This window comes from Actinomycetota bacterium (assembly GCA_014360645.1).
In the GTDB taxonomy this organism is placed as follows: Bacteria; Actinomycetota; Geothermincolia; order Geothermincolales; family RBG-13-55-18; genus Solincola_B.
The window spans coordinates 37,748-49,645 of sequence record JACIXD010000009.1 but is presented as its reverse complement, the minus strand read 5'-3'; the positions used below and the strand labels follow the sequence as shown (position 1 = coordinate 49,645).

General features: G+C 65.8%; 11 protein-coding genes. 2 read left to right on the top strand and 9 right to left on the bottom strand.

Annotated elements, in window-relative coordinates; all coding sequences use genetic code 11:
- The first annotated feature begins 161 nt into the window (after positions 1-161).
- Entirely contained in the window at positions 162-935 is a 774-nt protein-coding gene (locus tag H5T74_09240; GenBank protein ID MBC7230556.1) for a biotin--[acetyl-CoA-carboxylase] ligase, read from the top strand.
- A gap of 22 nt (positions 936-957) precedes the next feature.
- On the opposite strand, the gene H5T74_09235 is transcribed toward H5T74_09240, so the two are convergent.
- The 9 genes from H5T74_09235 to H5T74_09195 form a co-directional block, all read right to left on the bottom strand.
- Positions 958-1,305: a hypothetical protein gene (locus tag H5T74_09235; GenBank protein MBC7230555.1), complete on the bottom strand. Its 348-nt coding sequence runs from the start codon at positions 1,303-1,305 to the stop codon at positions 958-960.
- Positions 1,306-1,563: 258 nt separating this feature from the next.
- Positions 1,564-1,719: a benzylsuccinate synthase gamma subunit family protein gene (locus tag H5T74_09230; GenBank protein MBC7230554.1), complete on the bottom strand. Its 156-nt coding sequence runs from the start codon at positions 1,717-1,719 to the stop codon at positions 1,564-1,566.
- A 31-nt stretch (positions 1,720-1,750) separates the two neighbouring features.
- Positions 1,751-2,704, bottom strand: a complete 954-nt coding sequence (locus H5T74_09225; GenBank protein ID MBC7230553.1) for a glycyl-radical enzyme activating protein — start codon at positions 2,702-2,704, stop codon at positions 1,751-1,753.
- Between the two features lie 180 nt (positions 2,705-2,884).
- Positions 2,885-3,064 carry a hypothetical protein gene (locus H5T74_09220; GenBank protein MBC7230552.1) on the bottom strand — a complete coding sequence of 60 codons (180 nt, stop codon included), beginning with the start codon at positions 3,062-3,064 and terminating at the stop codon, positions 2,885-2,887.
- Positions 3,065-3,067: 3 nt separating this feature from the next.
- Positions 3,068-3,295: a hypothetical protein gene (locus H5T74_09215; protein ID MBC7230551.1), complete on the bottom strand. Its 228-nt coding sequence runs from the start codon at positions 3,293-3,295 to the stop codon at positions 3,068-3,070.
- Between the two features lie 27 nt (positions 3,296-3,322).
- A complete protein-coding gene (locus tag H5T74_09210; GenBank protein ID MBC7230550.1) occupies positions 3,323-3,622 on the bottom strand; it encodes a hypothetical protein in 300 nt (99 codons plus the stop codon).
- 54 nt (positions 3,623-3,676) lie between these two features.
- Positions 3,677-6,166: a formate acetyltransferase gene (locus H5T74_09205; protein ID MBC7230549.1), complete on the bottom strand. Its 2,490-nt coding sequence runs from the start codon at positions 6,164-6,166 to the stop codon at positions 3,677-3,679.
- Between the two features lie 634 nt (positions 6,167-6,800).
- Entirely contained in the window at positions 6,801-7,601 is an 801-nt protein-coding gene (locus tag H5T74_09200; protein ID MBC7230548.1) for an enoyl-CoA hydratase/isomerase family protein, read from the bottom strand.
- Between the two features lie 272 nt (positions 7,602-7,873).
- A complete protein-coding gene (locus H5T74_09195) occupies positions 7,874-9,406 on the bottom strand; it encodes a long-chain fatty acid--CoA ligase (protein MBC7230547.1) in 1,533 nt (510 codons plus the stop codon).
- 1,101 nt (positions 9,407-10,507) lie between these two features.
- On the opposite strand from H5T74_09195, the gene H5T74_09190 reads away from it, so the two are divergent.
- Positions 10,508-11,869, top strand: coding sequence for an MmgE/PrpD family protein (locus H5T74_09190; protein ID MBC7230546.1), 1,362 nt, complete (start codon positions 10,508-10,510; stop codon positions 11,867-11,869).
- The last annotated feature ends 29 nt before the right edge of the window (positions 11,870-11,898 follow it).

Genomic DNA, 11,898 nt, shown 5'->3' with positions numbered 1-11,898 from the left:
CGATAAAACTTTAGTAAGAGTGAACTATTTTACGGAGGTGCCGTGGAGGCGGCGGGGTCGAGGGAAGAGCGGGTCCGGAGCGGGAGGAGGGAATCGGCCCGCGGTTTTGGGACGCGTGCGGCGTTCAGGCCCCGTGAGCGGACGGCGGAAGGGGTGGTGCGTTGAGGTCGGGCTTCGGTGAGCGGGAGAGAGAGCTGCCCTCCTGGGAGATAAGGGAATACGACACCCTGGACTCCACCAACCTGGAGGCGAGAAGGCTGCTGGAGGGGGGCGTTCCCGAGGGGCTGGTGGTGGTCGCGCGTCACCAGACGGGGGGACGGGGAAGGATGGGCCGCCAGTGGCTCGACCTCCCCGGCAAGAGCCTCATGTTCAGCGTGGCCTTGAGGGAATCGAGCGGCTTCCGCGCCTCAGTGAGGGTCGCCCTAGCCGTGCGCGCCGCCGTGGTAGAGCTCGGGGGAAGGGGGCCCGACCTCAAGTGGCCCAATGACCTCGTCTACGGCGAGAGGAAGGTGGGGGGCGTGCTCTCGGAATCCTTCGCCCGGGAGACGGGGGAGCTGGTCATCGTGGGCCTCGGCCTGAACGTGGGCTATCTCCCCGGCGAACTGGATATCGAAGCCCGCTTACCCCCCACCTCCCTGCTCATCGAGGAGGGGAGGACTTGGGACCGCATGGAGCTGCTGCGCGCCGCGCTGAGCGGCCTGCGGGACCGGTGGGGTGCGGCATGGGATGCCTGTATGGAGGAATACCGCGCGCACCTGGCCTTCCTGGGGCGCGAGGTGACGGTGAACCCGCCCTACGCCCTGGCGGGGAGCTCGGGGAGGAGGGAGGAGGAGGTACGCGGCCTCCTGCGCGGGGTGGACGAGGAGGGCAACCTCCTGCTGGAGGCCGGGGGCGAGCTGCTGCGCGTGGCCTCCGGGGACGTGGCCGGAGGCTGAGTGCACCGCGGCCTGGCCGCCTTCAGAGGGAGGACGCGGCCCTCTCCAGGCGGTTGACCTCGCGCTTCTTCTCCCGCACGTAATCGTTGATGGCGTCGAGGTTGAGGCACTGGTTGAGGAAGGAGAGGTCCTTCAGCAGCTCCCGCGCCTGCGCCGTGTCCCCGCAGTGTATCGCCGCCTCTATCCTGCGCGAGATGTCGCGCGCCGCGTTCTCCACCTCCTCGCGCATCTCCTGGCGGTCGCAGATGACGGGGTTGCCGCAGCCGGGGCACTCGCGGAAGATGAGGGGGCCGCAGCACATCACGTTCCCGATGAGGCGGAACTCCTCACCCTCCCCCTCGTAGCCGCAGCGGTCGCACACGATCACCATCCACACCACCTCCGTTTGGGGTCAGCCCCGGACATGGGACAAAACAGCTCGCTTCTCACCTCTTCTCCGGCGTCCTCCCGCCGCCCTTACCTCCGCGCCGTAACCCCCCGGATGCCCGCTCCGGTCGCGGTCCCGAGCTCGCGCGGGGGCGGGAAGGGCCCCCGCCGTGCGGGAGGGTTCTCGCGGCGGGGGCCGCCCCTTCTTTCGGGCAGCCGTTCATACCCGTCTCACGGGACCGATTTGCCCGGCTGCCCGGCGCTACCTGGCCTCGTATTTCTCGCACGCGGCGTCGTCGGCGCTGTGCGGTTTGGCGGTGTAGTATTCGCTCTTGCCGTCCGACTCGCGCTGCACGCAGTCCCCGCGGCTGGGATCTTCCTCCAGGGGGAAGAACCACTTGCAGTCTCCACAGCTCATCCTATTACCTCCTTACCGGCCCGCAGGGGGCTCATCCTCCGATGGTGACGACAATGCCTTTTTCTTCCATGACGTCCAAGAGGTCGTCCACCTCGCTCACGGCGAGGCTCTCGACGTCCCGATAAGGCCATTCGCGGCCCAGCCAGCGGTACTTGTCCTGGCACCAGTTGTGGAAGGGGAGCAGGTCCACTCGGATCAGGGACGGCCCCAGCCCCGCCAGGAACTCCGCCACCTTCTCCATGTGTTCCACGGAATCGTTGAATCCCGGTATGACCGGGATGCGCACGATGATGCTCTCGCCCGCCTCCGCCAGCCGAGTGAGGTTAGCGAGGATGGGGGAGTTGCTCACCCCCGTGCGCAGGAGGTGCTGCTTGCTGCTCAGGCACTTGATGTCGTAGAGGAAGATGTCCACGTACGGACGCAGCGCGTCCAGCACCTCCCATTCGCAGAACCCGCTGGTGTCGAGGCAAGTGTGTATGCCACGCTCCTTGGCCCCCTTCAGCAGCGCCAGGGTGAATTCCGGGAAGGCGGTGGGCTCGCCGCCGGTCACCGTCATCCCACCCCCGGAATTGAGGTAAAAGGGCATGTCCCTCTCCACCTCTTCCAGGACCTCCTCCACGCTCCTTGGCTCCCCGACCCTGGTAAGGGCGCCGTAGATGCAGGCCTCGACGCAGGCCATGCAGAGGTCGCAGCGCGAGTGGTCGATCTTGTGATAGTGAGCGTTCTCGCCCTCGGCTTCCAGGTAGATGGGAGGCTGCACAGCTCCTCTCTCGCAGACGGAGAAGCACCTCCCGCACTGCGTGCACAGCGACTGCTTCCAGTAGATCTCGGGGCCGAAGTTGATGCACTCCGGGTTATGGCACCAGGCGCAGTTCAGACGGCAACCCTTGAGGAAGACGGTGGTGCGGATGCCCGGACCGTCGTTGATGGAATAGCGCTGGATGTTGGTGACCAAGGCTTCAGGTCCTATACCCTCAGCTCCCATCTCCGTACCTCCCCTTTCCGCCTCCCGGCGCGGCGGGATGCAGACCGCGGGCGGGGCGCTCGGACCCGCACACCCGGGGCATGCCCGCGACCCTCGGCGGGAAAAGCACCCCCATCAAGCTGCTGCGATCCACCTGCCGACCGCCGTCAAGCCGGATGCGTCGCACCGTGCTTCTCACCTTCAGGCCTGGGCGTTCTCCAGGGACTTCTCGGCCCGTTCCTCCTGGAGTTCGTTGACCACCACCCACCCGTAGCATTTCGGGCACTCCCGGTAGGCGGTCTCGGCGTCCAGGGTGGTGTTGTAAAGGTAGCGGAACTCGGACTTGACGCCTTCGTAGCCGCAGTTCTCGCATTTGACCATTCCTCATACCTCCTTGCCGTTCTTCTCCGAGCGGGTTCCGGATCGCGCCGCCGCGGCGCGCAGGCCGGTGGGGGATGGAGGCGGATGCCGCGCCTCCACCCCCTCCACGATTACCAGTTCGCCGCAGGAGGGGCATCGCCTCAGGGTGGCGGGACCAGTGCCGCCGGCCTGGGCCACGTAGGCGAACTCCCCCAGGCATCCCCGGCATCCGCAGTATCCGCAGGTGATCATCTGCGCCCTCGATCCTCCCGCGCCGCCTTATTTCTCTCGCAGTTGCCTCTGGGGCCGGAACTCGGGGTCCCACATGAACTCGCTGGTGTCTGTACGTATGCGTTCGATCTCGGCGAAGTGGGGACATCCCGCCGCGTCGGTGTTGTCGAAGACCACCTTGTTCTTCTCCCCGTCCTTTATGGCCGTGCAAAAGCCGTCCCCCGCCGCGGAGGCCGAGTTCTGCCGGAAGTTCCTGCACATGGCACAGGCCTTCTCCGGCATCTCCCTGCGCCCCTTGGTTATGGCGCCCTGGATCCACTGCTGGCGCATCTGTTCCCAATCGGTCATCGCTCTACCCCCTTCTCGAGCTCGCCGGGCCGGAACGGAACCGCCCCCGCGCCATCAGGTGCCCAGCTCCTGCACGCTGCGGGCGATGATGGTATCCTGGGTCTTCTTGTTCAGGTCCACGAAGTGGGCGCTGTAACCGGCTATGCGCACGATGAGCTCGGGGTACTTCTCCGGCTCCTTCTGGGCCGCCTTGAGGGTCTCGTTGTCCACCATGTTGAACTGCACGTGGTCGATGCCCAGCTCCGCCCAGGTCTTGATGTAGGAGTACCAGATCTGGAACCCCTTCTCGCCCGCGAGCTGCTGGGGCGACAGCCTCTGGTTGAGCAGGGTGGCGCGCACGTCCCCGATGTGGTCGATCTTGGCCACCGAGCGCAGCACCGCCGTGGGCCCCTTCTTGTCCAGTCCCGCCCCTGGAGAGCAGCCGCCGTCGTAGAGGGTGTCCCCCAGCCGGCGCCCGTTGGGCAGCGCCCACACCTTGGTGGCGTTGGTCACGTAGGCGGCGATGTTCTCCGGCAGGGGAGGCCAGGGGTTGCCGGTGGGATCCTTGATCTCCCAAGAGTGTTTGGCCACGTCCTGGTGGCAGCGCACGTGGATCTGGTCCACGTAGTCGTCGTCGTTACCCCACTTGGGCGCGCGCACGAAGTCCATGCGCATCTCCTCGTAGCCCTCCCAGTTGGCGCGCAGGGCCTCGACGAGCTGGGCCATGGTGTATTTCTTCTCGTCGAAGACCAGCTTCTTGACCGCAGCCAGGCTGTCTCCGGTCTCCATCCAGGCGAAGAAGGTGATCCAGGAGTTGCCGCGCTCGCTGGGGTGCGAGGAGTCCACGCCCAGCTCCACGCAGCGCTCGTAGAGCCCGGAGAGCAGCGGCCTGGGGTCGAGGTACTGCGCCATGTAACGGCCGCCGTTGGTAAGTTTTACCAAGGTGTCCATCATCCACTTGATCTGGGTGTACCAGGCCTGATAGAGCTCCTCGAAGGACTCGAACTTGGAGGCGTCCCCGGTATGGGGGCCGAACTGCATCTGGAGGGTGTTGTCATAGCCGTCGAAGAGCGCGTACTCGACGGCTTTGGCGGCGATGATGGTGGCGTTGGCCATGCGGAAGGGCTGGCAACCCAGCTTGGTGTCCGGGCAGGGCGACATGCAGGCCTGGTGCACCCAGCGGCGCGCCTCCCGCAGCGGGTGCTTGTGCCAGTGCATGGCGTTGGTGATGAGCACGGGGTCGTTGCGCATGGACGGATAACCCAGTCCCTGGCGGATGCACTCGAAGACCTGCCGCAGGGTGGACATCCTGACGTTGGGGTGGTAGCGGAAGGCGAAGGTGGGGTTGGCAACCCTTACCAGACGGGCCGCCTCCAGCAGGCAGTCAGTCATGTCGTTGCAGGCGTCGGTGCCGTCCTCGTTCACGCCCCCGATGGTCCATACCCAGGTGCCGGTGATCCCCTGCAGGGTGTCGCGCGCCAGCATGAGCCAGAACCACCCCACCTCGTAACAGCGGATGAGGAATTCGCCCGTGAGGTCCAAGGCCTCCTCGCGGGTGAGGATCTTATCCTGGTTCACGTCCTTCTCGTAGAAGGGGCCGTGCCAGTAGTCGGGTCGGGCTGGCCAGGCGCCCTCGCAGGCCTCGTAGCGGCAGGCGATCTGGATGAAATGGTCGAACTGCAGCGACTCGTGCAGGTGCTCTGGCGGGCGCGCGGGCACCTTCTCGCACACCTCGGCTATGCGCAGCAGCTCCTCCTTGCGCTTGGGGTCGGTCTCGAAGTTCTCGGCGACGATCCTCGCCAGGCGGCTGTAGCGGCGTGCCCAGCGGATCACCGCCTCCAGCACCACCTTCATGGACTTCCAGACGTCCAGCTTCTCGTAGTAGGGGAGCTCGTCCGGGTCGGGCACCTTTTTGTATATGTGCTCCTCGGCCTCGGCTATCCTGGCGTCGATCTCGGCCAGGATGCCCTCCAGTCCGAGCCTGAACATGTAGTCCCACTGCTTGGTGGCGTACCCGATGCGGGAGATGGGGAGCCCCCAGCCGATGACCCCGGTGAGGAGCTTGACGATCTCCTCCGGCGGCACCAGGTTGAAGACCTTGGCCCCGGTGCAGATGGGATTCCAGTAGTCGCATAGCTCCCGGATAAGGGCCAGGTTCTCGGCCTCAGGCTCCGGGATCACCGTGCGGTCGTTGTAGAGGTCCTCGTTGAGCAGGAAGAGGATCTCCGGGTGCCACACTATGGTGTGAGGGCGTGACCCCAGGTAACCCATGATCTGGGCGTTGTCCTGGATGAAGATGGTAATGTTGTCGAATACGTTGGCCAGGGCCTTGGCGTAGCGCATGCGCAGGCTGTCCGCCTCGTTGGCCTTGAAGGCCTCGGTGAAGAGAACGGCCCTCTCCAGGTCCACCTTCACCCCGGGGTTGTAGCCCGAGCCCTTGGCCCCCTTCTTCCACACCGCCTTGCGCAGGTAGTCGAGCCTCTTGGAACGCTTGTGCTCGGCCCACCACCACCATTGCCCGCTCTTCTCGATCTCCTCGATGGTCCTCGTCTCTACCGCTGACATCACCTACCCCCTTCTCGTACTTGTTCCGCAGTCTCCGGGATCTTGTCTCCAGTTACACCACGACTCGGTGACCAGAAGCATCTGAACGACATCCCCCTCGCGACCAACCCCCTTTACTCTCTTCCCTCCGGCCGGCGGAAGCTCCGCGCGATCCCGGCTACGAACGGTCACCTCTTCTCACCACCCATGTTTGCCGGCACTCGATCCGGCCGCCGCGCCCGGCTTCTTTACCGCCCGCCGCCCCGTACCTTGCGGTGGCATGCGGGCAGGGATGCCCTGCCGGCACGGCAGATATGTGAAAAGTCTGGTCCTTCCGGGAGTGTGTCGCGGTCCTTGCGGTCTTCCCTGGTACGAGCCCGGCTGCGAGGAGGATGCGAGGCTTGCGGATCGCGTTCGTTCTTCAGGTGTTGGTGCTTATCTGCCTTCCAGACTTTACTTTTTTCACTATCTACATAGTAACCTGGTCTTTGTATTGCTATGTAATGCCTGTATGATTGCCGGATATGTTGAATCTTATTTTAGAAAAGGTGAACGCAAAATGCAAGGGGTTTTGAAAAAGATTTCGTATACATGGAAGGCAAACGTTCACGGAGGCGGGCGCCTTCTTTCCCGGCGCGGGGACCACCGCTTCCCGCTACTTACCCCTGAAAACGGGGTCGCGCTTCTCGCGGAAGGCGGCGAGCCCCTCGCGCGCGTCCTCGCTCGCCAGGGCGCGGCCCATGATCGCGTTGACCTCGTTTCTCTCCTCCTCGGAGAGGACGGCCCGCCTGTCCATGATGCGCAGCACCCGCTTGTGTCCGGACACCGAGAGGGGGGCGTTGGCGGCGATCTCCCGCGCCAGCCCCTCCGTGAAACCCTCCAGCTCTTCCTCCGGCACCAGGTAGTCCAGCATCCCCATGGCCAGGGCCTCCGGTCCCTCGAAGAGCCGGGCGGTGAAGAAGACCCGCCTGGTGACGGGCATGCCGAGGTTGCGGATGAACCGGTGCAGGCCCTCGGGAGGATAGACGATGCCCAGTTTCGCGGGGGGCATGCCCATGCGGCATCCCTCCGCCCCCACCCGCAGGTCGCAGGCCATGCTCGTCTCGCATCCCGCGCCCACGCAGTATCCCCGGATCATGGCGATGACCGGGAAGGGGCAGTCCTCGATGGCGTCGAGGCCGAACTGCAGCGGCCCCTTGCTCTCGATCTGTCGCTGCACGTCCTCCGGGATGCCCTCCGGCAAGGCCGAGAGGTCCATGCCCGCGGAGAAAGCCCTGTCGCCCGCGCCCCGCAGGATGGCACAGCGCACCTCTCCCTCGCCCGCGAGTTCCTCCAGCGCGCCGGCCAGCGAGACCAGCAGGGTGGAGGAGAGGGCGTTGCGGCGTTGAGGGCGGTTGATGGTGAGCACCGCCAGCTCTCCCTTCCGCTCGACCAGGAGCTCCGCTTCCTCGTTCATGCCGCCCTCCTTGCCCGTGAACCTTCGATCCGTCAAGCCGACCGCCCGTACATGACCCCTTCATCGTCTCTCCGCCGGGCACGCGGCGTCAACGGCCGTCCCGATGGTCGCTCGGCCTCCGTCGAGCCGGCAGCGCCCGTTAGATATTCTAAAACTACTCCTGTCCCTTTTTTCCATGCCCTGCCATGTCCTGCCGGGCGGACGCTCAGGCTCCCGCGGCCTCCCGCACGGTCCGCTGGTCCGCGCCGCTGGCGGGCGAGGATAGGCCGGGCTCAAACCGCGTACAGCTTGCGCAGCTCCTTCTTGAGTATCTTCCCCGTGAGCGTCCTAGGTATGGCCTCCACCAGGGTGACCTTCTTGGGGATCTTGTAGCGCGCCAGCTTTCCCTCGCAGAAGGACTCTATCTCCTGCAGGGTCACGGGGTCCTCGGGGTTCTCCGGCAGGACCAGGGCGTGGCCCACCTCGCCCCACTTCTCGTCCGCCATGCCGATGACCGCCACGTCCTTTATCTTGGGGTGCTCCATGAGCACCTTCTCCACCTCGGCGGGGTAGATGTTCTCGCCGCCGCTGATGATCATGTCCTTCTTGCGGTCCACCACGTAGATGTAGCCGTCCTCGTCCACCGTGGCCAGGTCGCCGTAGTGGAACCAGCCGTCCTTCATGGCCTCCGCCGTCTCCTCGGGCATGTTCCAGTATCCCAGCATGACGTACGGGCCCCGGGAGCAGATCTCCCCCACCTCGCCCGAGCCCGGCATCACCTCGCTCCCGTCCTCCTTGAGCACCTTGACCTCGGAGTGGAACATGGGGATGCCCGCGCTGCCCACCTTCTCCATGTTGGAACAGGAGAGCACGATGGAGGTCTCGGTGCACCCGAATACCTGGATGAGGAGGGGCACTTTCATCTTCTCCACGATGCGGTCCAGAAGTTCCCTGGACGCCGGCGCGCCGCCGATGCCCACTCCCTTGAGGGAGCGGAGGTCGTAGCGGTCGAAGTCGGGCACTTCCAGCATCATCTGCAGCATGGTGGGCACGGCGCCGAAATGGGTGACCCGGTGCTCGGAGATGATGCGCAGCGCCTCCTCGGGATTCCAGAACTTCTGCAGGATGATGGTGCCGCCGGTGTAGAAAGTGGGCATGGTGATGATGTTGAGCCCCCCGGAGTGGAAGAGGGGGATGGACACCAAGGAGACGGCGCTCAGGTCGAAGAGGAGCTCCAGGGCGTCGTTGAAGGTGTTCCAGAAGGTCTTGCGATGGGGCAACACGGCTCCCTTGGCCCTCCCGGTGGTGCCTGAGGTGTACATGATGAGCTGCGGGTCCTCCATGTCGGGAGGCTCGGGGACGAAGGGCTCGTCCTCGCTGCGGCCCTGCAGCCATTCCTCGTATGGCTGGGCGAAGTCGGGCACCGCGTCGCCCACCGCGGCCACCACCGGCATGGGGCTCTTGTAGAGATCGAGCAGCTCACCCATGGTCCCCGTGAACTCGGAGTGGAAGAAGAGGGCGCGGGTATCGGTGTCCTCGAAGATGTCCTTGAGCTCGGCAGGGGTGAGGCGGAAGTTGAGGGGGATGAAGATGAGCCCCAGCTTGGCGCACGCGAAGTAGATCTCCATGAACTCGGGGCAGTTGAAGAACATCCCCGCCACCCGCTCCTGCCGCTTCAGCCCCGCCGCCAGCAGGCCGTCGGCCACCTGGTTTACCCGGCGGTTGAACTCTTTGTAGGTGAGGCTGCGCTCCCCGTAGATGAAGGCCGTCTTGTCCCCGGTGAGGGGGAACAGCGCCCGTTTCGTCGCCCAGTTGCCGACGTTCATCTCGATACACCCCCTTTTTTCGGGGCCGGCTGCCGGGACGCGAGAGGGCCGGGACTCATTTCCCGCTCCTCGCGCCTCGGGAACCGGCCGTCGCCGTATTCGCCTTCCATGATCTGGCTGTTGATGGTGTCGGGGGATCGGGGTGGCACATCCCGTCACCCCGGAGCGGGACGAGGGCCCCTGGCCGGGGCTGCTCCTGTGCCCGCGGCCGGCCCGCCTTTGTCGGGAACCTTTCCCGTCCTCCCGCTCACCGGGAGTTCCGCCGGATGGGAAGCCAGGGGATTCCGGTGGCCGTTGACGCCGCCTCGCAGCGGCCCTTAGCCATGCCCGGGGCCGGTTGCTCCCCTGTTTGCCGCCGGAACCTTCGAGACCCGGGACCCGGTTACCGGCTCCCGGCAGACCGTGCCCCCCGCCGCTCGCTCCCCCCTCCTTCCGCAGCCCGGACGCGCGCTCTTCCGGAAGGAGCGGTGGACCTGGGCGTGTCGCGCCGCTTTTTCCCTTCTCTCGCATCGCGGACCGGACCTTGCGGTCGGCCGCTTTCCGTCACCATCACGAAGCCCTTGCGATGCATTATGCAATATCGTTCACCAAGTGTAAAGTAAAGACGTACACCAATCTTAAAGATATAAATTATGTGCGCTCGGGGCAATACCTGTGAAATACCGCATCAATACTGGATATCTGCGCGCAAGGCCAGCCTTTACACCCCCTTCCGGCTCTGCTAGTATCTTGCTTGTTCGGGAACGGCTGTCGAGGCCGCCGCGGCCCGGGGGCGGGCGGCGGCGGAGAAGCGGGAGATCCAGGGGAGTCCTATCGCACCACGCCGGACGCATGGCGCCGCCGTGTTGCGCGTTTTCCCGGGGAGCGCGGGGAACGGCCCGGTGTCGGCATGGGGGGCTTAGCTTCGGGCGATCTCTGAAGACGGCGCCTCCGGCGGGCATGAACGGCGGCGAGGACGAGAACGCGGCGGCGCCGTGGACGGCGGCAGGAGCATACCCGCACCATCCCCCAGCCCGCCGTCTCCGCCTGTACTCGCGATCGCGGGTGCTCCGCGCCGTGCGGCACGGCCACGGGGGAATGAGTGAATGAGGAGGGGGAAAGATGAACGAGCTCGCGGAGGTGGCGAAATTCGTATGCGGCCTGCGTTACGAGGGCTTTTCACCGCAGGTGGTGGAGGCGGCCAAGATTCCCATCATAGACTGCCTGGGGGTGACGGTGGCGGGACTGGAGGACGACTGCTCCCGCATCACCGCCGAGTGGGTGGAGTCACTGGGAGGCAAGGAGCAGGCCACCGTCTTCCACGGCTTCAGGCGCACCGCCGCGCCCTGGGCTGCGCTCGCCAACGGCACCGCAGCTCATGCCCTGGACTATGACGACGTGAGCTTCCGCATGATGGGGCATCCCTCCGTGGCCTTGGTGCCGGCCATCGTCGCCCTCGGCGAGCTGCTCTCGTCTCCGGGAAGGGACTGCATCACCGCCTACGTGGCGGGGCTGGAGGTGGCGGCCAAGGTGGGGGCGGCGCTCGGCGGCAATTCCTACATGCTGGGATGGCACCGCACCAGCACCATGGGAGCCCTGGGAGCTGCGGCTTCCTGCGCCCGGCTCATGGGGCTGGACGAGGAGCAGACCACCCATGCCCTGGGTATCTCCTGCTCGCTGTCCAACGGCATCCGTGCCAACTTCGGGACCATGACCAAGCCCCTGCATGCCGGGATGGCGGCCATGAACGGCATCATCGCCGCGCAGCTCGCGAGCCGGGGCTTCACCGCCAACCCCGACGCGCTCTACGGGGAGAACGGGTTCGCGCGCGCCTTCTCCGACGACCCCGACAGGGCGCAGGAGCTGCTCGACACCCTCGGCGAGCCCTACGAGCTCCTGGAGCCGGGGCTTTCCTACAAGCCCTATCCCTGCTGCCGCGGTCCCCAGGGCGCCATAGACGCAGCCCTGATGGCCCGTCAGGAAGCGTTGGATACGGGGGGCATCGAGGCGGAAGAGATCGAGAAGGTGGAATGCAGGGTACCGGGGTGGCTGCGCTCGGTGCTCACCTACCACGAGCCCAAGTCCGGCCTGGAGGGCAAGTTCAGCCTCGAGTTCTGCGTCACCGCCGCCCTCCTGGAGGGCAAGGTGGGGGTCGGGCAGTTCAGGGACGAGGTGGTGACCTCCGCGCCGGTGGTGCGGACCATCTCCCGCTTTGACTGGCAGGACCTGGAAGGCGATATCACCAGCCCCTTCGCCGCCGAGGTGGCGGTGCACTTCCGGGGAGGGCGCACGGCGGTGGGGAAGGCGGAGAAGCCGCTGGGCGAGCCGGGGAACCCCATGAGCGAGGCGCAGATACACGACAAGTATCTGGAATGCGTGGGGAGCATCATCGGCCCCGGGGTGGCCGCCAGGACCCTGGAGATGCTCAAGGGGCTGGAGAGCCTGGAGGACATCAACGAGCTGGTGCGCGCCTACGGGGACTGAAGGGGAGCGAAGGCCGCGCTGCCTCCGGC